Consider the following 22177-nt stretch of genomic DNA (forward strand, 5'->3'; position numbering starts at 1 on the left):
TACCGGGACCTCATCCGGGCCTGATCGCGCGGTCAGCCTGCCTGAAGCTCTGTGATGACCTGCTCGGCCATGTGGCGCGCGGGCTCCAGCCGAGGGTCCTGCGGGTGGGCATCCGGCCCGAGCATCTTCGAGCACGCGAAGAGCGTCATCAGCTTGCCGTCCCGGCTCTCGAAGTCGTGGCGCCGTTCGTGCCGTACACGATCGGCTGGGGCGGGGACAGCAAGGGAGATTCCCCACAGCGAGGCGGAATCCAGGCCGCGTGGTGCGTTGCCCCAGTCCTCCCAGTCGAAGAGGGAGAACGTCGGCGCGGTCATGTTGGCCCAGTTCAGGTCCGCGTGGGCCGGAACCCACTGCTGGACGGTCGTGTCGAAGTCACAGGCGGGGGCGATGCTGCAGACGGCTTCGGTGACGAGAGCCTGCGTGATGGTGATGGTGTCCGGGGTGGCAACACGCAGCGTGTCCTGGTTCGCGAGCGCGCCCAGCGAGGCGTTGAGCACCTGCCACCAGGCTTCCTCCAGATTCGGATCCTCGCTGAGGATCGCGGTGCCGATGGGCGCACTCGGCAAGAGCTCGGCCTCATCAGCCCGCCACATCACGGGTTCGTCCGCGTCCCGCCAGACCACACACCCGCGCCAGGTGGACTGGGCGATGCCTTCCAGGCGCGCGGCGCACTCGGTGCCGTTCCAGCCCTGCACGCCGATCTTGTCGAGCCCGCGCAGCTCGATACGGATCCACGTCTGCCGGTCCGTCCGCGCTCCGACCGAGCGGCGTTTGCGTACCACCGTTTCCCGGTCCAGCTCGACTTGAAGAGATCGCTCGACGTGATCGAGAACGTTGTCCACCGGTTCAACTCGCAAGTCAACAGCGTGCGCCGAAGGTGCCGAGAGCGTCATGTGAGCAACCGTAGTACCGGGGAAATGGAGCTTGATCCGGTCCCGGTCAATGCGCAGCCGGGGTGCGTGGCTGTTAGCTGGGGTGACACAAGGTGGCAGAACAGAGGAGGCACCGCCGACAGTTTGCCCAGGCGGGGGTTCCAACGTCAGGCGAGGGCGTTGCTGTACTCCGGCTCGCCACTGTCGGGCCCGCCGACACTGTTCTTGTTCGCGCATGTGCTGTCGGTGCTGGACGTCGACTGTCGAATAGCCCTCACTGCCGATCGAGATCGAACACAGGGGTCGATGTGGCGTGTGGGGCGGGAGGATGGGTGGGTGCTGTCCCGGGTCGTGGGGTCTGACTCATGATTTTTCTGACCAAGGTGTCTAAGTCACACAGTGTCGGCCGCTGGTCAGGGATGGTGCGTTGCCGGTGCCGGGCTGGCGGGGTGTGTCCCGATAGGGGCCTGCCGATTGTTGTGGCGTCCTCACGATTCTGACCGCCCGACGCGGCCCGGTACCAGCAACGCGACACGGCATCGGACCGGAAGGGATCAGGCATGTCAACTTTGACCGTGCCCAGTACGTCGTCTCCTGCTCCGAAAACCCGCCGTCGCCGTCCCGTGCAGGAGGTGGTCTTAGGGGTGGACACGCACAGGGATGCGCATGTGGCTGCAGTGCTCTCCTTGTCCGGGGCAGTCCTTGGCACTGAGGAGTTCCCGGCCACCGCGGTGGGCTATCGCGCTCTGCTGAAGTGGGCCGGGAAGTCGGGAGCAGTGACGCGGGCGGGGGTGGAGGGGACCGGCTCCTACGGGGCCTCTCTGTCCCGCTATCTGCTGGCCCAGGGCGTGGACGTGTTCGACGTAAACCGGATGGATCGGGCAGATCGCCGCCAGCGCGGTAAGACAGATCCGCTCGACGCCCAGAACGCGGCACGGGCCGTGTTGAGCGGGCGAGCCCGGGCTCGGGCCAAATCGGGTGGAGGGCCGGTGCAGATCGCCAGAATGTATAAGCTCACGAAGGCGTCGGCCGTCAAAGCCCGCACCCAGGCCATCAACCAGCTCAAGGCCGTCCTCGTGACCGCTGATCCCGCTCTGCGGGAAGAACTGGCCACGCTGGGCAACGCCGAACTCTTCCGTACCTGCGCGCGGTTCACCGATTCGGGCAGTCACGGGGAGGTCGGCGAGGAGTCGGTGCTGCAGGCCACTCGCATCACGCTGGGTCTGCTGGCCCACCGGATCGGCCAGCTCTCCGAGCAGATTCGAGAGGTGGAGGCTGTCAGTCCCGTCGAGCGTTCCTCGGGACGCCCGCAGTTCCGTCGCCTCAACCGCGGCGGTGACCGGCAGGCCAATGCCGCGCTCCACCGCATCGTGTTCACCCGACTGCGGGTCGACCCACGTACCAAGGACTACTACGAGCGCCGGATCAAGGAGGGGAAGACCCGTCGCGAAATCATCCGTTGTCTCAAACGCTACGCGGCCCGGGAGGTCTTTCACCTGGTCAAACAGCTACAGCCAGTACCCCGCTCATAGGGGCTGTCGTGACTGATGAGAGGGTCTGGCGGGTGAGTGAGACACCGATGAACACCCTGCAATACCGCTTCGACGGGCCAGAAGACGCCCCGGTCCTGATCCTGGGTGCCTCACTGGGTACCACCTGGCACATGTGGGACCGCCAGGTACCCGAGCTGATCCGGCACTGGCGAGTGTTCCGTTTCGACATGCCCGGGCACGGTGGGGCGCCCGCGCACCCGTGCGGGTCCGTGGGGGAGCTCGCCGAGCGGCTGCTCGCGACGCTCGACGAGCTCGGCGTGCAGCGCTTCGGGTACGCGGGCTGCGCCTTCGGCGGCGCCATCGGCGTCGAGCTCGCGCTCCGGCACCCGCAGCGCGTCGCCTCGCTCGCGCTGATCGCCGCGTCGCCGCGGTTCGGCACGGCCGACGAGTTCCGCCAGCGCGGCGTGATCGTGCGCAGCAACGGTCTCGACCCCATCGCCCGGTCCGCCCCCGACCGCTGGTTCACGCCCGGCTTCGCCGCGGCCCAGCCCGCCATCACCGACTGGGCCGTGCAGATGGTGCGGACCACCGACCCCGGCTGCTACATCGCCGCCTGCGAGGCCCTCGCCGCCTTCGACGTGCGCGCGGAGCTGGGCAGGATAGGGGTGCCGACGCTGGTGCTCGTCGGCTCGGAGGACCAGGTCACGGGGCAGGGCGAGGCGCGTACGCTCGTCGCGGGGATCCCCGACGCGCGGCTCGCCGTCGTGCCTGCCGCCTCGCACCTCGCGCCGGTCGAGCAGCCCGCCGCGGTCACCGACCTCCTCGTACGCCACTTCTCGTCGGCCTGGCAGCCCGCCACCGAGGCGACCGTCGGCCAGTCCGCCATCTCCGCGCCGCCCGTCAAGCCCGTCCTCGCCCCGCCGCCCGTCGCGCCCGTCGCCGAGATCGCCGCCGCGGAGCAGCCCGCGGCCGTGGTCGGCGGGGCCGGTCCCGATCTGTACGAGGCGGGGATGAAGGTCCGCCGCGAGGTGCTCGGCGACGCGCACGTCGACCGGGTGCTCGACGCCGCCGACGACTTCTCCGGAGACTTCCAGGAGCTCATCACGCGCTACGCCTGGGGCGAGGTGTGGAACCGGCCCGGTCTGGACCGCCGCTCCCGCAGCTGCGTCACGCTCACCGCGCTCGTCGCGGGCGGCCACCTCGACGAGCTCGGCTTCCACACCAGGGCCGCGCTGCGCAACGGCCTCACCCCGGCGGAGATCAAGGAAGTCCTGCTCCAGGCCGCCGTCTACTGCGGCGTCCCCGCGGCGAACTCCGCCTTCAAGGTCGCGCAGGCCGTCATCCGTGAGGAAACCACGCCGCAGGAGTAGCAGGATGGGAGGCATGACGACTTCTCCCGACACCCACTCCATGCGCGCCCGGCGCATCACCTTCACGAAGAAGTCCCACGCGTGCGTGCGTCTCGAAAAGGACGGACGCACGCTCGTCGTCGACCCTGGCGGCTTCAGCGAGGACGACGCGGCGCTCGGCGCCGACGCCATCCTCGTCACGCACGAGCACCCGGACCACTTCGACGAGGGCCGGCTGCGGGCCGCCCTGGAGGACCGCCCCGGCGCCGAGATCTGGACGCTCAAGTCTGTCGCGGAGCGGATCTCGGCCGCCTTCCCGGGGCGCGTGCACACCGTCGGGCACGGCGACACGTTCACGGCCGCCGGGTTCGACGTCCAGGTGCACGGCGAACTGCACGCGGTCATCCACCCGGACATTCCGCGGATCACCAACGTGGGGTACTTGGTGGACGGCTCGGTGTTCCACCCCGGCGACGCGTTGACCGTCCCCGACCAGCCCGTCGAGACGCTGATGCTGCCCGTCATGGCCCCCTGGAACAAGATCTCCGAAGTGATCGACTACGTACGCGAGGTCAAGCCCCAGCGCGCCTACGACATCCACGACGCGCTCCTCACCGACCTCGCCCGGCCGATCTACGACAACCAGATCGGCGCCCTCGGCGGGGCCGAGCACGTGCGTCTGACGCCGGGGGAGTCGGCCGCTCTGTGACTGTCAGTGCCGCCCGGTAGGTTGTGAGGCATGCGCATTGCGACCTGGAACGTGAACTCGATCACCGCTCGTCTGCCGAGGCTCCTCGCCTGGCTTGAGGCCACCGGCACCGACGTCGTGTGCATACAGGAGACCAAGACGACGGCCGAGGGCTTCCCGACCGAAGCCCTCCGCGAGCTGGGGTACGAGTCGGCGGTCCACGCGACCGGCCGGTGGAACGGCGTGGCGCTGATCTCCAAGGTCGGCCTGGAGGACATCGTCAGGGGCCTGCCGGGCGACCCCGGGTACGACGGCGTGCAGGAGCCCCGCGCGATCTCCGCGACCTGCGGCCCGGTCCGCCTCTGGTCGGTCTACGTGCCGAACGGCCGCGAGGTCGACCACGCGCACTACGCCTACAAGCTCCAGTGGTTCGAGGCCCTGAAGGCCGCGGTCGCCGGGGACGCGGGCGGCTCCCGCCCCTTCGCCGTCCTCGGCGACTTCAACGTCGCCCCGACCGACGACGACGTCTGGGACCCCGCGCTCTTCGTCGACTCCACGCACGTCACCCCCGCCGAGCGCGCCGCCCTCGCCTCCCTGCGCGAGACGGGCCTCACGGACGTCGTGCCGCGCCCCCTCAAGTACGACCACCCGTTCACGTACTGGGACTACCGCCAGCTCTGCTTCCCCAAGAACAAGGGCATGCGCATCGACCTCGTGTACGGGAACGAGCCGTTCGCCAAGGCCGTCTCCGACGCGTACGTGGACCGCGAGGAGCGCAAGGGCAAGGGCGCGTCGGACCACGCACCGGTGGTGGTCGACCTGGACGTCTAGGACCTCACGGCGCCAGCACGCGCAGGTCCACCGACTCCGCAAGAGCCGCGAGCCCCGCGTCGCCCGGATGCAGGTGGTCCCCGCTGTCGTAGGCGGGGAGGATGCGCGCCGGGTGCGCGGGATCCCGCAGCACCGCGTCGAAGTCGAGCACGGCGTCGAAGTCGTCCGTGCCCCGCAGGTAGGCGTTGACCTTCTCCCGCTGCTCGTCGGCGGCCCCGGTGCAGAGCCTTTCGCCCTCGCACGGTGCGATCGTCGCCGCCACGGCCCGCAGTCCGCGCGCGTGGGAGCGGTCCGCGATCTCCCGCAGGCCGGCGATCACCTGGTCCGCCGAAGCGCCCCAGCGCACGTCGTTGATCCCCTCGAAGACGACGACGGTGCGTGCCGACGTCTGGGCGAGGACGTCGCGGTCGAGGCGGTGCAGGGCGCTCACGCCGCCCGTGTCGGTGGAGACGCCGTCGCCGGGGTAGCGGTCTGCGACCACGCGGTTCGCGGAGATGCCCTGGTTGAGCACTCCGTAGCGCGGGACGCGGGACTGGTTCAGGAGGCGGGTCGCCAGGACGTTCGGCCAGCGCCGGTTGGCGTCCTGCGTGGACTTCACGCCGTCCGTGATCGAGTCGCCGAGCAGCACCACGGATCCGGGCCCGCCGCCCACGTCGACGCCGGTGAGCAGCGGCCACGTCGTGATCGTCGAGGTGTACGCGGCCGGGGAGCCGTCCGCCGTGTGGTCGCCGGGGCCGCTGACGTACGACCGCTGCACGGCCTGGCTGTGCACGGGCGCCGCCGCCACGGGTCCCGGCAGGTGAAAGCTCACCAGGAGGTTCGCGTCGGCGGGCACGTCGAAGTCGAGCGGATCGCTGAACGCCTGGGCGCCCGCCGGGATCTCCGTCCCGGACGAGCCGCGGAAGGACAGCCTCCGGGGCTCGTCCCGCGCGCCCGCCCCGGCCCCCTGCACCGCCACCGTCGCGCTGCCGATCCGCACCGGGGCCGCCGCGAAGGTGTTGTCGAGCCGGACACGCACCCGCGGCCCGCCCCTGCTCGTGTGGACGACGAGCCGCACGGTCCGGTCGGCCCAGGGCCCCACCGCCGTGTAGCCCGAGGTCGACGCCGACCAGGTGCCCGTCCAGCCCTTCGCATCGGCCCGCACCGACAGGGCGAACACGTGCAGGTCGGCGGCGCCGGGGTCCCGCGGCAGCTCCACCGAGGCGACCTCGCGCCCACGGGCCAGCGGCACCGTCACGACGTACAGCCGCGCCTTCTCGGCGAGTTGGCCGCCGGGCGTGTTGATGTGCGGCAGGGCCACGGACTTCGTGGCGAGCGGGCCCGAACGCCAGTCCGGCGCGGTGAGCCGGAAGCCGCCGCGCGAACCGTCCCGGTACCGGACCGTCCCCGTGCCGCTCGCCTCGCCGCCCGTGCCCGCGACCAGGAAGGCGAGGGCGTCACCGCGGCCGCGCAGCCGCACCGACTGCCCGTCGGCGCGCACGTTGTCCGGAGCGCCCGGCGCGGTGCGCGGCCAGGTGAGACGGGCCCCGTCGACGGCGAGAGAGCGCCCCGGAGTCCAGCCCGCGGCCGCCAGGTCCCGCGCGGACAGCGAGCCGCCGGCCCCGTCGAAGTCCGCTTCGGCGGGACGGGCGTCGTCGCTCACCGCGCGGTTGTCGAAGAGCCGCTCCAGGGGGAGCGGCACGGGTCTGTGCGGGGCCGCGGCCTGCGCCGATGCCACGGGTACGAGGCTCGTGAGCAGGGCGAGCACGGCGGCCGCTCCCCAGATACGTCGGCGCACGACAGACCCCTCCCGCGTTGGCAGATGCGCCATGAAGCTAAGGAGGTGCGGGCGGCGAGTCAATGAGGGAGGCGTGAACACGACGCGAACTCACCGGGAGGCGCGAAGTCGCCGGGGGCGCGCACTGCACCGGGAGTTGCGAAGTCGCCGGGGGCGCACTGGCACCGGGATGTGCGAAGTCGCCGGGAGCGCGCTGGCACCGGGACGCGCGAAGTCGCCCACAGCGCCGGCCGGTCGTCCGTCAGCGCTCCGCCGACACCAGCCCCTTCTCGTACGCGATGATCACCAGCTGCACCCGGTCCCTGGCGCCGAGCTTGGCGAGCAGGCGGGTCAGATACGTCTTCGCGGTGGCGACGCTGAGGCGGAGCTCCTCGGCTATCTCGGTGTTCGACAGGCCGCGGCCGACCAGGGTGAGCACCTCGCGCTCGCGGTCCGTGATGCCCTCGATCGGCGCGTCCCGCGGCGGCGTGTGCACGGGACGGTCCGCGAACTCCTTGATCAGCCGGCGGGTGACGCTCGGCGCGATCAGGCCGTCGCCGGTCGCGACGGTCCGCACCGCCGCGAGGATGTCGTCCAGGGCCATGTCCTTCACGAGGAATCCGGCGGCCCCCGCGCGGAGCGCCCCGTACACGTAATCGTCGTCGTCGAACGTGGTCAGGACGACGACGTGTGCGGGCGCCGGGCCCGACGTGATGAGCCGGGTGGCCTCGATGCCGTCCATGCCGGGCATCCGGATGTCCATCACCACGACGTCCGGGCGCAGTTCGGCGCACCGGCGGACCGCCTCGTCGCCCGAGGCCGCCTCGCCCGCGACCTCGATGTCCGGGGCCTCGGTGATGACCATGCTCAGGGCGGTGCGGACGAGGGGTTGGTCGTCGACCAGCAGGACGCGGATCGTCATCGGACACCCGCCGCGGCCGGGACGGGCAGCCGGGCGCTCACCCGGAAGCCGCCCTCGGGGCGCGGCGCGGCGCTGAACTCGCCGTGCAGCAGGGCGACTCGCTCCCGCATGCCGAGCAGGCCGTATCCGGTGCCGTGCGGCCGCACACCGGCTGCTCGGGCCCGTCCGGAGTCCTCGATCTCGATGATGATCTCCTCGTCGCGTTGGTCCACGGACACCGTGCAGGACATGACGCCCGCGTGCCGCACCACGTTGGTGACGGACTCCTGGATGATGCGGAACGCCGACAGGTCGACGTCCGTGGGCAGCGGCCGCCGCTCGCCGCGCCACACCACGTCGACGCGCACCCCCGCGGCCGTCGTCGACGCGGCGAGCCGCTCCACGTCCGCGAGGCCCTCGGCCGGGCCGCGCGGCACCGGCTCCCGTGCCCCGTCAGGACCTCGACCACCGCCGCCCGCACCACCGCTGTCACCGTCGCTCTCCCGCAGCGCGCCCAGCATCCTGCGCAACCCGGCCAGGGTCTCGCGGCCCGCCGTCTCCACCGCGACCATCGCCTCGCGCGCGCCCGCCGGCTGGGTCTCGACGACCCGGGCCGCCGCGCCCGCCTGCAGCGCGATGATGCCGATGCTGTGCGCCACGGTGTCGTGCATCTCCCGGGCGATGCGCAGCCGTTCGGCGGTGACGGCCTGCGCGGCGGCCTGGGCGCCGAGCCGCTCCGTGTAGGCGCGGGCCTGCCGCACCGAGTTGCCGACCAGCCAGGCGACGGCGGCCGTCAGGACGACGGTCTGCCAGTCCGACCAGCTGGAGCTGATGGTGTGGTCGAGCCGGAGGGGGAGGCCGAGGAGCTGACGCAGCAGGGCGTAGCCGGGCAGGACACAGAGCGCCAGGACGACGGCGGTGACGCGGGCCCGGCGCGCCCGGGTCGCCACGACATATCCCATGGCGATGTCGACCGCCGCGTACTGCGCGAACCCGATGTTCGTCGCGTCGATCGCCAGCGTCGCGACGTACGAGGCGGCGACGAGCAGCCCGAGCGCCACCAGCGGGCGACGGCCCAGCAACCGCACGACGGCCAGCGCCATGCCCGCCGCGACGGCCACGAGCAGCCACTCCCACGGCTCCGGCGCCTCCTGCGTGCTGGTCGGCAGCCACGGGATCCCGTAGTACGCACGGGCGCCTGAGACCATGCCGAGGCACCAGGCGACGGCCGCCCAGACGCCCGGCGGCGCATGCTTGAGCAGGGATATCGGCGGGGTGGCTGACATGCGCCGATCGTAGCCAGGAGGACGTGCGCCGGGAATCGACCACGGGTGTACGACCCAGGTCGACAGCCACCCCGGATCAGGCTCGGGCGGCGGCCTCGTCGGCCGCTCGGATCACCACCGCGTACGAGCCGATGCCGAGCAGGTGGGAGCCGGGCACGCGGTGGCCGCGGGAGGTGTGGAGGGTGTGGACGCGGCCGGACTCCGGGTCGAAGGTGACGTCGGCCAGGGTTCCGACGGCGTCGCCGAACTCCGTGAGCAGACGTTTGCCGAGCAGGTCCTGGCTCTCGGACGAGTCCGTGGAGGCGAACCGGGCCGCCGACGCCGACCCGATCACCACCGCGTCCGGCCCCACCGCGTGCACGTCCGCCCACGCGACGACGTCGGCGCCGCCCTTGACGCCGTCCAGCCGGATGGCGGTGATCAGCGCCTCTTCCGGCGGCGCGACGACGAGCCCGGCGACCGTACCGATGTGCGTGGCGTCCGCCGCGCTGACGACCGGGCGCCCCACGACCTGACTGAGCAGCATCATGAGATCGGCCCCTTCCCGGCTTCCCCGGCTTCCCCGGCGGCTCCGGCTGCTCCTACTTCTCCTGCGGCTTCGACTTCTCCGGCTGCTCCAACTGCTCCGGCTTCCCCGCCTTTCCCGAACCACCCGCGCCGGCCCCCCACCACCGCCACCAGCTCGCTCAGCTCGTCCACCGCGTGCTCCGTGTCGCGGGCCGGGATCACCAGCGTGTCGCCCGTCATCGCCGCGCGTTCGCCGAGGGGCAGGAAGACCTTGCGCTCATGGCGGCCCAGAGCCTCCGTGGAGGCCATCTCGATGCCGGCCACCCGGCCCTCGCGGCCCGCCTCGACCACCACGTCGAGCACCGTGCCCACCTGGACCCCCTGGTCCGTCAGGACGCGGGCCCCGCGGACCAGGCCGCCGGCGGCCTCCTGCCCGGAGGCGACGGCGGAACGGTCCTCCAGGGCGTCGGCCGAGGTGATCATCACGGCGTCCGCGCCCACGGCGTGCACGGCAGACCACGGGACGCTCTTGCGCAGCGGCCCGGACAGGAGGCCCCGGCCGGCCAGGGTGAAGCCGGCGATCCGGCCGCCCGCCCCGTCGAGCACGACATCCTTGACCTGGGCGACCGCCTCGCCGCCCAGCGTGACCACCGGGCGCTTGGTGAGGTCGGTGGCCGGGATCAGCGCGGGGACGGGCGCCGTCATCGGGCCCTCCCTCGTCCGGACCCGCGGCCCCTGCGCACCACGATCACGCCCCCGCTGCGCCGCCTGGCCTGTACCCCGAGCACCGCGGCGGCCAGCAGCCCCACCACGACGACCACGGCGATCAACCACGCCCACCACACCATCGCCCACCTCCCGGACCGAGCGGAACCGACCCCTGCGGGCTGCCACGGGTACCCCGCCCCGATCCGCTCATTCCGTGATCAACTGATGCAAGATACATTCTTGGACATACGGAATCAGCGCCAGGCCGCGCATCCGGCGGGCGCCACCCCGACGGAGAGGCCGACCATGAACATCCCGTTCCTCGACAAGTGGCGCAGGCGGCACTCCGCGACGGACCGGGCCGAGGGGCTCGCGGCCGCGTTCGAGGAGGACCCGGAGGGCGTGGCCGCGCTGCTCTCCGAGTGCGAGCTGCTCCGCTCCCAGGCGAGCGCCGCCGGACTCGAACTGGACGACTCCCCGGCGTCGTTGGCGGCCCTCGACCAGCTCCTGCCGCGCTGGCGCGACGACCCCGAGCTGCTGCCCTGGCTCGGCAACGACGCGGGACTGTACCTGGGCACCGTCGTGGTGCGGACGGTGCCGGGCGCGACCTGGCACGTCTGGCCGGGCGGCAGCCCCGTCGTACGGCTGAAGACCGGGCGGGACATCCACGCCGTCGAGGCGGGGCTCGACTGGGCGGTGCAGGGAGCGCCGCAGCTGTCGCAGGTCTACGGAGAGGCCTCCGAGACGTGAGCACGCGGCGTCCGGCGCGGCAGACGTAAGGCTCCCGACGCGGCAGCCGTAACCGGAATTGCCTCAAATACGGTTAATGCCCATAAGTGCGTGTCGTCCAGTAAGTCCCGTTTTCACGTGGATAGTTTGCGCGGACGTACACAGCTGAGAGTGGGCAGGTCTTGCCATGGCCGTCGATCCTTTGATCGAGCTGCGTGATGTGAACAAGTACTACGGAGAGCTGCATGTCCTCCAGGACATCAACCTCACCGTCGGCAAGGGGGAGGTGGTCGTGGTCATCGGCCCTTCGGGGTCGGGCAAGTCAACACTCTGCCGGACTATCAACAGGCTCGAGACCATCCAGTCGGGAGAGATCAAGCTCGACGGGCAGCCGCTGCCCGCCGAGGGCAAGGCACTCGCGAGGCTCCGCGCCGAAGTCGGCATGGTCTTCCAGTCCTTCAACCTCTTCGCGCACAAGACCGTCCTCCAGAACGTCTCCCTGGCACAGATCAAGGTGCGGGGCCGCAAGAAGGACGAGGCGGAGCAGCGGTCCCGCGAACTCCTGGAGCGTGTGGGCCTGTCCGCGCACGCCGAGAAGTACCCCGCGCAGCTCTCCGGCGGCCAGCAGCAGCGCGTGGCCATCGCCCGCGCATTGGCCATGGACCCCAAGGCGCTGCTCTTCGACGAGCCGACCTCGGCCCTCGACCCCGAGATGATCAACGAGGTCCTCGAAGTCATGCAGCAGCTCGCGCGGGAGGGCATGACCATGGTCGTCGTCACCCACGAGATGGGATTCGCCCGCTCCGCGGCCAACCGTGTCGTCTTCATGTCCGACGGCCGCATCGTCGAGGACAGGACCCCCGAGGACTTCTTCACCCGCCCGGAGAGCGAACGCGCCAAGGACTTCCTCTCCAAGATCCTCAAGCACTGACGGGGGGACGTGCCCGTGAAGCGACACACCACGCGAACCACCGAGCGAACCACCCTGCGTACGACACGCCTGTTCGCGGCGCTCGTCCTGGCCGCCTGCGCCGCCGCCGCGTGCGGCAGGGAAGGCAGCCCGCCGACCAAGGGGCCCGCGGCCGAGGAGCTGCCGAAGTACCGGGTGGCGACCGGCTTCCAACTGCCGGAGTCGGGCACCTGGCGGAAGGCGAAGAGCCGCGGCCGCTTCGTCGTCGGCGCCAAGGAGGACCAGCCCTACCTCGGCGAGAAGGACCCGGCGACCGGCACCTATTCCGGCTTCGACATCGAGATCGCCAAGATGGTCTCGGCCTCGCTCGGCCTCGACCCGAAGAGGATCGAGTTCAAGACCATCGCGTCGGCGAACCGCGAGACCGCCCTGCAGAACGGGCAGATCGACTACTACGTCGGCACCTACACCATCAACGACAACCGCAAGAAGCTCGTCGGCTTCGGCGGCCCCTACTACATGGCGGGCCAGGGCCTGCTGGTGCGCAGCGACGAGGACGACATCAAGGGCCCCCAGGACCTCGCCGGCAAGCGCGTCTGCTCGGCCGCCGGATCGACCCCGTACCAGCGGATCCAGAAGGAGCACCCGAAGGCCACCCTCGTCGCGTACGACACGTACTCGGTCTGCGTCGACAACCTGTTGACCTATCAGGTCGACGCCGTCACCACCGACGACGCGATCCTGATCGGCTACGCGGCCAAGGTGCCCGACGAACTGAAGGTGGTGGGCAAGCCGTTCTCCGAGGAGCCGTACGGCATCGGGGTGCCCCGGGGCGACAACGCCCTCAGGTTCGCCGTCGACGACGCCCTCGCCGCGGGCGAGAAGAACGGCGACTGGAAGAAGGCGTACGACGCCACGCTCGGCCTCTCCGGAGTCCCGGCGCCGAAACCGCCCGCCATCGACCGCTACCCGGCGAGCTGAGGAGGCGTCGTGGACGTACTGACAGGCAACTTCTCCACGTTCGGCGAGGGCTTCCTCGGCACCGTCGAACTGACCGTCTACGCCTCGCTCCTCGCGCTCGTCCTGGGCTTCGTCATGGCGTCGTTCCGGGTGGCGCCCGTGGGGTCCTTCCGGGCGTTCGGCACGGTCTGGGTGGCGGTCCTGCGCAACACCCCGCTCACCCTGCTCTTCTTCGCGGTGCTGCTCGGTCTGCCGCGCTTCGGACTCGTCCTGCCCTTCAAGGTGTTCGCCGTGCTGGCCCTCGGCTGCTACACCTCCGCCTTCATCTGCGAGGCGCTCAGGTCCGGCATCAACACCGTGCCCAAGGGGCAGGGCGAGGCGGCCAGAAGCCTCGGCATGACCTTCGGCCAGACCCTGTCGACGGTCGTGCTGCCGCAGGCCTTCCGGTCCGTCATCGCGCCGGTCGGCTCCAACCTCATCGCGCTGGCCAAGAACTCGGCGATCGCGGGCGCGTTCAGCGTCACCGAGCTGCTCGGCACGTACAAGACGCTCAGCGAGCTGGGCTACAACATCATCTGGACGTTCGTCTGGATCGCCCTCGGCTACCTCATCATCACCCTCGCCATCAGCGCGGTCTTCAATGTCCTCGAAAAGCGCTGGGGAGTCGCCCGATGAAAGCCCTCGCCCACGATTCCACCGCCCTCTACGACATCCCGGGGCCCCGGACCGTCCGACGCCACAGGCTGTACGGGGTGCTCTCCACCCTGCTCGTCCTCGCGCTCGTCGGCTGGATCCTGTATCTGCTCTTCGACACCGACCAGTTCACCGCCACGAAGTGGACGCCCTTCGAGTACCAGGGCATCCAGGAACTCCTCCTGCGCGGCCTCGGCAACACGCTCAAGGCCTTCGCGATCTCCGCGGTCCTCGCCCTCGCGCTCGGCGGCCTGCTCGCCATGGGGCGCCTCTCTGACCACCGGCCCGTGCGCTGGGTGGCCACGCTCGTCGTGGAGTTCTTCCGCGCGATGCCCGTGCTCGTGATGATCTTCTTCGTCTTCGTGGCGCTGAAGGTCCAGCCGCTGCCCGCGCTGGTCGCCGGGCTCACGCTCTACAACGGCTCCGTACTCGCCGAGGTCTTCCGATCCGGCGTCAACTCCGTGGAGAGGGGACAGCGGGAGGCGGCCTACGCACTCGGAATGCGCAAGACACAGGTCATGGGACACGTCCTCGTACCGCAGGCCGTGCGGGCCATGTTGCCCGCCATCATCAGCCAGCTGGTGGTGGCCCTGAAGGACACCTCGCTCGGATATCTGATCACCTACGAGGAGTTCCTCCATGCCGGGAAGCTCATCGCGTCGAACCTCGACTACGATTTGCCGTTCATCCCCGTTGTCATGGTGATCTCACCGATCTACATCGGGATGTGCATGTTGCTGTCGTGGTTCGCCCAGTGGGTGTCCAAGCGCCAGCGGCGCAATCCCAAGACCGAGGCCGCGGACGTGGCCCCGGCGGAACCAGGGACGCTGCTGCCAGGTGCGCGGTAGCTGAAGCAGGCCCACCCGGCAGCAGCCGGAGATCACTGCTCGCGCAGGGGAACGGACAGGTACGACGGGTCCGTCGCCGGCGAGGAGAAGGTCAGCTGCGCGCCGGACGGGTTGTGCTCGATGTAGAGCGGGTCGACCGTGTCGACCACCAGGGCGAGCCGGTGGCCCGCCGGTACGTCGTAGGCCGTGGAGAACAGCTCCAGGTCCACGCCGAACGGCTTGCCCGGCGTCTTGCCGTGGAAGGTGTACGGCGCGTTGCTGACCAGCTTGCCGAGGCCGAGCGGGCCCACGTCGTAGAGGTACGCGACGAGGGTGCCGCTCTCCTTGGTGCTGGTGAGCGTGGTGTGCAGCTTCGCCGTCCCGCGCACCCGCTGGGCCGACGCGTATCGCTCCGACTGCCAGACGCCCGTGTAGCGGCGCGGGAGCAGCGGCACCGAGGCCGTCGGCGGGATCTTAAGGAACTGCTCCAGGGCGTTCGAGAGGATCGCGATGCCGCCGTTGGCGCCCGAGTCGACGTTCGCGCGGATCGTGGTGGAGCCCGCCATGGCGATCTTCTCGCGGGTGGGGCCGACCGACTTCCAGTCCGGGTAGCCCTCGTAGCCGCCGGTGGACCGGGACTTGAGCTGGACCGGCTGCTCCTTGTCGATGCCGTTGTCCGCGCCCTTGAGGTAGTGGTCGAACCACCGCTGGGTGGAGGTCCAGGTGTCGTTGGGCAGGCCGAGCAGGCCGGTCGCCTCGGCCGTCGCGTGGTCGCCGGGGCGGAACTCAAGGCGCTTCGGTCCTGTCAGCCGCTCGTAGAACTCCGCGTACTGGTTCGGCGGGAAGAGCGTGTCGCCCCAGGCGTTGCCGAGCATGACGGCCGCGCCGTTCTCGTTGATCTCGTCGAGGTAGGTGGCGGGGGAGCGCTTGGCGCCCCACGCGATCATCTCGTCCTCCTTGTCCAGGTTGGACCCGAGGAAGTCCTTGAGCGTCTGCTGGAGTTCGGCGCTCGGGCGGCCGGTGAGCGCGCCCGCGCCGCCGAGCAGGGCGGCCGCCTGGGCGTGCTGGGTGCGTCCGCTGTAGATGGAGTCGATCAGGTCGCCCCAGCCGCTCAGCGCGGCGACGGCCTTGACCCGCTTGTCGTGCCCGGCGGCGAGCAGGCTGATGCCCGCGCCGTACGACACGCCCGCCATGCCGACCTTTGACGGGTCGGCCGGGGTGTGGGCGAGGGTCCAGTCGATGACCTTGGAGGCGTCGGCGATGTCCTCGGGGCCCGCGGTCTCGATCTCGCCGCCGGACTGCCAGAAGCCGCGCGAGTTGTAACTGACCACGACGTAGCCGGAGTTCGCGAGCTTCTGGGCCTGGGCGACGTACTCGATCTGGGGCATCGCCCAGCTGGTGGGCAGCACGATCGAGGGGTACTTCACGCCAGGTTCGGCGTCCTTGGGAGTGAAGACGTTGGCCTTGAGGATCGTGCCGCCGTCGCCGGGTATGTCGACGAAGCGTACGTCGGTGGCGCTCGCGGGCCGCGGCGCGGCCGCCGGCGCCGCCTGTGCCGCGGGGGCGAGACCGAAGGCGGCACCAGCGACGAGGGCCGCCGAAACGGTCCCCACGGTGGTCGTACGCAAGGCATGGTGCGGCAGTCCCACGGGTCACTCCTCACTCGGACGGTGCAAAGTGACCCGACGGTAACCGCAGGGCTTTACCGGGGGTAACCCGTCGGTAAGTTACGCCCCGGTAACGATTGTTGACGGACGAACCGTCAGCTCAGCGCGCTCTTCGCCTGCCAGTCGGCCCAGGAGAGGTTCCACTCGCCGTAGCCGTTGCCCGGGTCGGGGGTGCCCTTCGAGCCGCTGCCGGTGACCTCGAAGGGGTCGCCTATCTGGGCCTCGCGGTAGAGCCAGCCTGCGTCACCGGTGCTCATGCCGACGCAGCCCGAGCTGTGGTTGGTGTTGCCGAAGTACGAGGCGTTCCACGGGGCGGCGTGCGCGTACATGCCCGACCAGGTCAGCCGCATCGAGTAGTCGACCATCTTGTCGTAGCTGTTGCTGCCGGTGAGGCCGACCGTCTCGGAGCGCATGTTGATCGTGCCCTCCTTCGACATCAGGACCGAGGTGCCGCCCCAGGAGGCCTTCTCGCCACCGGGCGTGCCGGCCGACATCGGCAGCGACCTCACGGTCTTGCCGTCGCGCGTCAGCGTCGTCGTCTTGCTGTCCAGGTTCACCTTGACCACCTGGCTCTTGCCGACCGTGAAGCCGGTGGCGTAGTCGCGGACGAACCAGTCGTCGCCGCCCGAGTCGATGCCGTTGAGCCGGGCGTCCAGCTTCACCTTGGTGCCGGACTTCCAGTACTCCTTGGGACGCCAGTCGACGCGGTCCTTGCCGTCGTAGTTCTTGATCCAGCCCCAGGAACCCGTCGTGTTGTTCGAGGTCGTCACCTTCAGGTGCTTCTCGACCTCGGCCTTGTTCCGCACCGGGTGGTCGAAGGTGATCGACAGGGGCTGGGCGACGCCGACGGTGCTGCCCTTGCCCGGGGTGAGCGTCACCTTGTTGACCTGCTCGGGCGCGGCCGTCTTGAAGGACGCCTTCGCGCTGCCGCCCTTGTCGGTGCTCGCCTCGACCCGGTACGCCGTGCCGGGCGCCGCCTTGCGCTCCGAGGTCCAGGTGGAGCCGTTCGCCGACACCTTGCCGGGCAGCTTCGTGCCCTTGTCGTCGGCGACGGTGACCTGCTTCAGGCGGCCGTCGGCCAGGCTGACCTTCACGGGCTTGCCCGCCTCCGCCTGCTGACCCGAGAGGTTCACCGAGATCTTCGGCTTCTCGGCGGCCTCGGCGGCGCCGGACGAGCCGCTGCCGCCCGAGCAGGCGGTGAGTGCGGCGGCGAGCACCGCGAGGCCCGCGGTCGCCGCGTGGCGGGTGCGAAGGGGGCGTCGGCGGCTCGAAGAGCTCTGGGGGGTCAAGGAACGTACCTCCGTGCGAATGTGGACTGCACGGTGAGAGGGGCGATCGGTCGGACGGGTTGCCTGTTGTCCGGAAATTCCCCGCTAGATCACATAAGACCCCGGATCGTGTCGGCGCACGGTGAGGGGCAGGTCACTTGGCGCGATGGGAGGTGCGGGCCGACGGGGTGGGGAGCGGGGTCCGCGCCGCGCGCGTCACGTCTCCGACGAGCTCGACGACGTCGGGTCCGTACGCCTGCGAATTGACGATCTTCAGGAGCAGCACGAAGGAGTCGTTGCCGTGCTTGCGCGCCAGCTTCTCGTGGTGGCGGGCCAGATAGCGGGTGGCCGCCTGGCTGGTGACCGCGCGCTGGCCGCAGAAGAGGAAGACGGGCCGCGCGTCCTGGTCCTGGTCGGCGGTGAGGCGGGCGAGGATCACGTACTCCGTGAGCCCGGGCTCCAGGCGGTAGCGCTCGGAGCCGATCTGGAAGGCGCCGCGGTCGGGCGCCGGCTCGGGCTCGGTGTTCACGCGGACGCCCGGCAGCAGGGAGTGCATGTGCGCGGCCATCCGGCGGTTCGCCACCGGGTTGCCCACGCAGAACTCGGTGCGCTCGCCGAAGCCCTGCTGGGCCGTGTCGTGCGCGACGAGCTGGGCGTGCGCGCCGCACTCCTTGACGACCGCGGCCAGCTCCAGGAGCGCGAACACGTCCTGGCGCACCACGGTCGGCTCGGGGCCGCCCGCGTCCCGGTTCACCACGAGCAGCGACTCGGCGTTGTCGGGCAGCCCGAAGAAGGTCTGCTTGCGGCGGAGCCTGCTCTTCGACAGCCGGCCGCGGGCCAGCCAGCCCAGCGCGGCACCGATCGCGACCGCGAGCAGGCCGGCGCTCAGGCCGAGAACGATGGTGCGCACGTCGTCACTCATGGGGGCGCATGCTAGCGGCCCGCCGGACCCGTGTTCGAGGAGGTCCTGTCGCGACGGTGCATCCGAAGTTACGCTGCGCAGACCGTTGTTGACAGGAGGTACGAATGCGTCGCGCTGTCGTACGGAATCTGACGCTATGGGCGGTCGGAGGGGTGCTGGTGTCGGTGGGTGCGGCCGCGCCCCCTTCGCCCACGCGCTCGGCGGAACCGGCCGCACCGGAGAAGACGCCCGTCGCCGTCGGCCACGGCGGAGCCGTCGCCAGCGTCGACCCTGACGCCTCGGCGGCCGGCATCGAGGTCCTGCGGAAGGGCGGCAACGCCGTGGACGCGGCCGTCGCCACCGCCGCCGCGCTCGGCGTCACCGAGCCGTACTCGGCGGGCGTCGGAGGCGGCGGGTACTTCGTCCACTACGACGCCAAGACCCGCAAGGTCAGCACCATCGACGGCCGCGAGACGGCCCCGCGCACCGCCGACTCCGGGCTCTTCCTGGAGAACGGCAAGCCGATCCCCTTCCAGGAGGCGGTCACCAGCGGCCTCGGCGTCGGCACCCCCGGCACCCCCGCCACCTGGCAGTCGGCGCTCGACCGGTGGGGCACCAAGCGCCTCGGCACGCTCCTGAAGCCCGCCGAGCGCCTCGCCCGCGACGGCTTCACGGTCGACCCGACCTTCCGCGCGCAGACCGCGTCGAACGAGCAGCGGTTCAAGGACTTCCCCGCCTCGGCGAAGCTGTTCCTGCCCGGCGGCGAGCTGCCGGTGGTCGGCTCGACGTTCAAGAATCCCGACCTGGCGCGAACCTACCGGGAGCTGGCCCGCGAGGGTATCGGCGCGCTCTACCGCGGCGACCTCGCCGAGGACTTCGTACGCACGGTGAACAAGCCGCCGGTCGACCCGGACTCGGACCGCGTCGTGCGCCCCGGCGACCTCTCCCTCAAGGACCTCAAGGCGTACGCGGTCAAACGCCAGGCCCCGACGAAGACCACCTACCGCGGCCTCGACGTCTACTCCATGGCGCCCTCGTCCTCCGGCGGCACCACCGTCGGCGAGGCGCTGAACATCCTGGAGCGCACCGACCTCTCCAAGGCGTCGAAGACCGCGTACCTGCACCGCTTCATCGAGGCGAGCCGTGTCGCTTTCGCCGACCGGGGGCGCTGGGTGGGCGACCCGGCCTTCGAGGACGTACCGACGAAGCAGCTCCTCTCGCAGAGGTTCGCCGACTCGCGGGAGTGCCTGATCAAGGACGACGCCGTCCTCAAGAGCCCGCTCGCGCCCGGTGACCCGCGGAACCCGCGGCCGTGCGCCACGGGCGGCAAGGCGGCCCCGACGACGTACGAGGGAGAGAACACCACGCACCTGACCGCCGCCGACAAGTGGGGCAACGTCGTGGCGTACACCCTCACCATCGAGTCGACGGGCGGCAGCGGCATCACCGTCCCGGGCCGGGGCTTCCTGCTCAACAACGAACTGACCGACTTCTCCTTCGCGCCCGCCAACCCGGCCGTGCACGACCCGAACCTGCCGGGCCCCGGCAAGCGGCCGCGCTCCTCGATCTCCCCGACCATCGTGCTCAAGCACGGCAAGCCGGTGGTGGCGCTCGGCTCGCCCGGTGGCGCGACCATCGTCACGACCGTCCTCCAGACCCTGACGGGCTTCCTCGACCGGGACCTGCCCCTGGTCGACGCGATCGCCGCGCCGCGCGCCAGCCAGCGCAACGCCGCGCAGACCGAGCTCGAACCGGGGCTCTGGAACAGCCGGACGAGGCAGTCACTGGAGTCGATCGGGCACTCCTTCAAGCAGAACCCGGAGATCGGCGCGGCCACGGGCGTGCAGCGGCTGCCGGACGGCAGGTGGCTCGCGGCGGCGGAGAAGGTCCGCAGGGGCGGCGGCTCGGCGATGGTGGTCCGCCCCACGGAATGACGTCCGGCTAGGCGGCGGGTGAGGCCGCGCAGTTCTGCTCCAGCTCGTTCGCCGCCCAGCGGATCGACGACTCCGGGTCGTCGTGCAGGTACCGCAGCGCGGGCAGCGCCTCGCGGACGGCGGCGAGCTGGGCGTCGCCCCGGCCGCCGCGCGCCCGGCGGACGTCGGCGAGGTCCGCGATGAGCAGCAGGAGCGTGGAGCGGGCCTGGTTGTCCGGGTCGGTCATCAGCTCGACGAGGAACGGGATGGCGGGGACCGCGGCGGTCGAGGAGGCCTCCTTGGAGACCAGGAGCCGGTAGAGGTCGTGGACCGCGTCCATGGCGGTCTTCTTGTCGTCGGACGCGACCTTGCCGATCAGGTCGGGGATCATGCGGCCGGGGCCGCGCGCGGTCCACAGGGAGCCCCAGTCGACGCCGTCCAGGCGCAGCTGGAGGTCGCGGTGCGGCCACAGCTTCGCGAGGTCGAGGCGGAGCACGGACGTGCCGTCCGCGTCCGTGACGCGCAGGGTGCCGTCCGCGTCGAGGCCGAGGAACGTGATGCCGGTGCCGAGGCGCAGGCCGGCCACCGCGTCGGAGCCCAGGTCCCAGACGCGGACCAGGCCGTCCGCCCATGCCGCGGCGAGCGCGGGCCCGGTCTCCAGCTGTGCGGCGGCGAGCGCCCTGACGGGTGTGCGGCGCCGTGCGAAGGGGGCCCGCCGCGGCTTGCGGCGGGTGCTCCAGTAGCGGATCACGCCGTTCTCGTCGCCGCTCAGCACGAGGCGTCTGCCGCTGTCGAGCCTGACGCAGGCGAGAGCGGTGACCGGGGCGCGGTGCAGGGTGAGGCTGATGGTCTCGGGGGACTCGTCGTCGGTCTCCAGGACGTGCACGGAGCCGTCCGCGTCGCCCGCCACGAGGGTCGTCGCGTCCTGGTCGGCGGCGACCGACCGCAGGCTCTCCGGCGCCTCGACGAGCGCGGCGGCGGCGCCGGGCACCGACGGCGGCGCGCCGGGCCCGCGCGAGAGGACGGTCCAGCGCCCGCGCGGATCGGTGTCGCCCGCCGCGAGGGAGACAGGACCGAGGTCCTCCAGGGGCGCGGGCACCTTGGCGGGCGGGCTGATCGCCTTGTCGCCCGACCAGTCGACGCCGAGGGTCTCGGCGACCGCGACGAGCGCCTCGCGCGTCCGGGCGTTGATGACGATCGCGAAGTCGGCGCCGGGCCCGCGGCCATGACGTACGACGGCGTCCGGCGCGCCGTACGACAGGGCGTCCGTGCCCATTTCCTGCCAGGGCAGGAGCCCCAGTTCGCGGTACGAGGACGTCAGGCGCCGGACGATCTCCGGGTCGGCGTCGACGGCCGCCCTGCGGACCCGCAGCGTCCAGCCGTAGTGCGCAGGCAGCCGCTCGAAGGCCAACTGCAGCAGGAACTCGGAGAGCGACCGGCTCTGCACGACCCACTCGCCGCGCAGGCTCACGACGACGCGGGGGTCGGGCAGTTCGGCCTCGGCGGCGAGGTAGCCCCACTCGTGGCTGTAGTGGTACTCCGACATGAAGACACAGACACGACGGTCGCCGCCGGGACCCACGAGGCCGCTGTCCGCGGCCGGTTCGAGCTCCGAGATCCTCGGCGGCCACTGGGTGTGGACCCAGTACAGACGCGGATCGAAGGCGAAGGAGTTGACGGGGGAGTCCCACCACTCGGTCAGGGCGGCGGGGACGGGCAGCTCCCAGTCGATGCCGTCCGTGCGGTTCTCCCCGCCCCACCGGGAGTGGCCGGGCTCGCCGCCCGGGTCCTCGTAGCCCCACTCGCGCTGGACCGCGTCGAGCAACTCCCAGCGGGGGCGGCCCTGTTGGCGCTCTCTCAGCCGGTCCGCGAACTGTCCGTAGTCAATGATCTCTGGTGTCACCGGGGAATCGTACGG

The 22177-nt window shown here is 71.1% G+C and carries 20 protein-coding genes; 10 read left to right on the forward strand and 10 right to left on the reverse strand.

Features of this window, described 5'->3' with window-relative positions; genetic code table 11:
* Positions 1–32: 32 nt before the first annotated feature.
* Entirely contained in the window at positions 33–893 is an 861-nt protein-coding gene (locus tag ACZ7LU_RS03240) for a hypothetical protein (protein WP_471915512.1), read from the reverse strand.
* A 539-nt stretch (positions 894–1432) separates the two neighbouring features.
* Here ACZ7LU_RS03240 and ACZ7LU_RS03245 point away from each other — a divergent pair.
* The 4 genes from ACZ7LU_RS03245 to ACZ7LU_RS03260 are packed head-to-tail and all read left to right on the forward strand — an operon-like array spanning position 1433 to position 5233.
* Positions 1433–2404: an IS110 family transposase gene (locus ACZ7LU_RS03245; protein WP_471915513.1), complete on the forward strand. Its 972-nt coding sequence runs from the start codon at positions 1433–1435 to the stop codon at positions 2402–2404.
* Positions 2405–2436: 32 nt separating this feature from the next.
* Entirely contained in the window at positions 2437–3735 is a 1299-nt protein-coding gene (gene pcaDC / locus ACZ7LU_RS03250; protein ID WP_398309133.1) for a bifunctional 3-oxoadipate enol-lactonase/4-carboxymuconolactone decarboxylase PcaDC, read from the forward strand.
* A gap of 55 nt (positions 3736–3790) precedes the next feature.
* Positions 3791–4423 (forward strand): MBL fold metallo-hydrolase, encoded by a 633-nt coding sequence (locus ACZ7LU_RS03255; protein ID WP_471916468.1) that lies wholly within the window; start codon positions 3791–3793, stop codon positions 4421–4423.
* A gap of 30 nt (positions 4424–4453) precedes the next feature.
* Complete coding sequence (locus ACZ7LU_RS03260) at positions 4454–5233, forward strand: exodeoxyribonuclease III (RefSeq protein ID WP_468085606.1); 780 nt, start codon at positions 4454–4456, stop codon at positions 5231–5233.
* A gap of 4 nt (positions 5234–5237) precedes the next feature.
* Here the strand turns inward: ACZ7LU_RS03260 and ACZ7LU_RS03265 are convergent, their stop codons facing one another.
* From ACZ7LU_RS03265 to ACZ7LU_RS03285, 5 genes are all read right to left on the reverse strand, one after another.
* Complete coding sequence (locus ACZ7LU_RS03265) at positions 5238–7043, reverse strand: SGNH/GDSL hydrolase family protein (RefSeq protein ID WP_471915514.1); 1806 nt, start codon at positions 7041–7043, stop codon at positions 5238–5240.
* A 208-nt stretch (positions 7044–7251) separates the two neighbouring features.
* Positions 7252–7911, reverse strand: coding sequence for a response regulator transcription factor (locus ACZ7LU_RS03270; protein WP_471915515.1), 660 nt, complete (start codon positions 7909–7911; stop codon positions 7252–7254).
* Complete coding sequence (locus tag ACZ7LU_RS03275; protein ID WP_471915516.1) at positions 7908–9176, reverse strand: sensor histidine kinase; 1269 nt, start codon at positions 9174–9176, stop codon at positions 7908–7910. Before ACZ7LU_RS03275 ends, ACZ7LU_RS03270 begins: the two co-directional genes overlap by 4 nt.
* A gap of 76 nt (positions 9177–9252) precedes the next feature.
* A complete protein-coding gene (locus ACZ7LU_RS03280; protein ID WP_398309118.1) occupies positions 9253–9705 on the reverse strand; it encodes a PRC-barrel domain-containing protein in 453 nt (150 codons plus the stop codon).
* Positions 9702–10388, reverse strand: coding sequence for a PRC-barrel domain-containing protein (locus tag ACZ7LU_RS03285; RefSeq protein WP_471915517.1), 687 nt, complete (start codon positions 10386–10388; stop codon positions 9702–9704). Before ACZ7LU_RS03285 ends, ACZ7LU_RS03280 begins: the two co-directional genes overlap by 4 nt.
* Before the next feature lie 309 nt (positions 10389–10697).
* On the opposite strand from ACZ7LU_RS03285, the gene ACZ7LU_RS03290 reads away from it, so the two are divergent.
* From ACZ7LU_RS03290 to ACZ7LU_RS03310, 5 genes are all read left to right on the forward strand, one after another.
* Positions 10698–11141, forward strand: a complete 444-nt coding sequence (locus ACZ7LU_RS03290; RefSeq protein ID WP_471916469.1) for a DUF6278 family protein — start codon at positions 10698–10700, stop codon at positions 11139–11141.
* A 166-nt stretch (positions 11142–11307) separates the two neighbouring features.
* Positions 11308–12051, forward strand: coding sequence for an amino acid ABC transporter ATP-binding protein (locus tag ACZ7LU_RS03295; RefSeq protein ID WP_468561339.1), 744 nt, complete (start codon positions 11308–11310; stop codon positions 12049–12051).
* Positions 12052–12105: 54 nt separating this feature from the next.
* The gene (locus tag ACZ7LU_RS03300) at positions 12106–13011 is read left to right on the forward strand and encodes a glutamate ABC transporter substrate-binding protein (protein ID WP_398309667.1); all 906 of its coding nucleotides are present in this window, start codon (positions 12106–12108) and stop codon (positions 13009–13011) included.
* Positions 13012–13020: 9 nt separating this feature from the next.
* The gene (locus ACZ7LU_RS03305; RefSeq protein WP_471915518.1) at positions 13021–13665 is read left to right on the forward strand and encodes an amino acid ABC transporter permease; all 645 of its coding nucleotides are present in this window, start codon (positions 13021–13023) and stop codon (positions 13663–13665) included.
* On the forward strand, positions 13662–14531 hold the full coding sequence (locus ACZ7LU_RS03310; protein WP_471915519.1) for an amino acid ABC transporter permease: 870 nt from the start codon (positions 13662–13664) through the stop codon (positions 14529–14531). Before ACZ7LU_RS03305 ends, ACZ7LU_RS03310 begins: the two co-directional genes overlap by 4 nt.
* A 32-nt stretch (positions 14532–14563) precedes the next feature.
* On the opposite strand, the gene ACZ7LU_RS03315 is transcribed toward ACZ7LU_RS03310, so the two are convergent.
* From ACZ7LU_RS03315 to ACZ7LU_RS03325, 3 genes are all read right to left on the reverse strand, one after another.
* Positions 14564–16159, reverse strand: a complete 1596-nt coding sequence (locus tag ACZ7LU_RS03315; RefSeq protein ID WP_468312436.1) for an alpha/beta fold hydrolase — start codon at positions 16157–16159, stop codon at positions 14564–14566.
* 113 nt (positions 16160–16272) lie between these two features.
* Positions 16273–17466, reverse strand: coding sequence for a L,D-transpeptidase (locus tag ACZ7LU_RS03320; protein ID WP_398309100.1), 1194 nt, complete (start codon positions 17464–17466; stop codon positions 16273–16275).
* Positions 17467–17599: 133 nt separating this feature from the next.
* Positions 17600–18367, reverse strand: a complete 768-nt coding sequence (locus tag ACZ7LU_RS03325) for a hypothetical protein (protein WP_471915520.1) — start codon at positions 18365–18367, stop codon at positions 17600–17602.
* A gap of 104 nt (positions 18368–18471) precedes the next feature.
* On the opposite strand from ACZ7LU_RS03325, the gene ggt reads away from it, so the two are divergent.
* A complete protein-coding gene (gene ggt, locus ACZ7LU_RS03330; protein WP_471915521.1) occupies positions 18472–20280 on the forward strand; it encodes a gamma-glutamyltransferase in 1809 nt (602 codons plus the stop codon).
* A 7-nt stretch (positions 20281–20287) separates the two neighbouring features.
* Here ggt and ACZ7LU_RS03335 read toward each other — a convergent pair whose 3' ends face one another.
* A complete protein-coding gene (locus ACZ7LU_RS03335; protein ID WP_471915522.1) occupies positions 20288–22162 on the reverse strand; it encodes a WD40 repeat domain-containing protein in 1875 nt (624 codons plus the stop codon).
* Positions 22163–22177 lie beyond the last annotated feature (15 nt).

The organism is Streptomyces sp. NPDC039462, assembly GCF_055639375.1.

Excerpts from the sequence above, each read along its gene's own strand:
- ACZ7LU_RS03290 (WP_471916469.1), top strand. The coding sequence starts at position 10,698 with ATGAACATCCCGTTCCTCGACAAGTGGCGCAGGCGGCACTCCGCGACG.
- ACZ7LU_RS03310 (WP_471915519.1), top strand. The coding sequence starts at position 13,662 with ATGAAAGCCCTCGCCCACGATTCCACCGCCCTCTACGACATCCCGGGG.
- ggt (WP_471915521.1), top strand. The coding sequence starts at position 18,472 with ATGCGTCGCGCTGTCGTACGGAATCTGACGCTATGGGCGGTCGGAGGG.
- ACZ7LU_RS03270 (WP_471915515.1), bottom strand. The coding sequence starts at position 7,911 with ATGACGATCCGCGTCCTGCTGGTCGACGACCAACCCCTCGTCCGCACC.
- ACZ7LU_RS03275 (WP_471915516.1), bottom strand. The coding sequence starts at position 9,176 with ATGTCAGCCACCCCGCCGATATCCCTGCTCAAGCATGCGCCGCCGGGC.
- ACZ7LU_RS03285 (WP_471915517.1), bottom strand. The coding sequence starts at position 10,388 with ATGACGGCGCCCGTCCCCGCGCTGATCCCGGCCACCGACCTCACCAAG.
- ACZ7LU_RS03280 (WP_398309118.1), bottom strand. The coding sequence starts at position 9,705 with ATGATGCTGCTCAGTCAGGTCGTGGGGCGCCCGGTCGTCAGCGCGGCG.
- ACZ7LU_RS03240 (WP_471915512.1), bottom strand. The coding sequence starts at position 893 with ATGACGCTCTCGGCACCTTCGGCGCACGCTGTTGACTTGCGAGTTGAA.
- ACZ7LU_RS03295 (WP_468561339.1), top strand. The coding sequence starts at position 11,308 with ATGGCCGTCGATCCTTTGATCGAGCTGCGTGATGTGAACAAGTACTAC.
- ACZ7LU_RS03265 (WP_471915514.1), bottom strand. The coding sequence starts at position 7,043 with ATGGCGCATCTGCCAACGCGGGAGGGGTCTGTCGTGCGCCGACGTATC.
- ACZ7LU_RS03245 (WP_471915513.1), top strand. The coding sequence starts at position 1,433 with ATGTCAACTTTGACCGTGCCCAGTACGTCGTCTCCTGCTCCGAAAACC.
- ACZ7LU_RS03260 (WP_468085606.1), top strand. The coding sequence starts at position 4,454 with ATGCGCATTGCGACCTGGAACGTGAACTCGATCACCGCTCGTCTGCCG.
- ACZ7LU_RS03325 (WP_471915520.1), bottom strand. The coding sequence starts at position 18,367 with ATGAGTGACGACGTGCGCACCATCGTTCTCGGCCTGAGCGCCGGCCTG.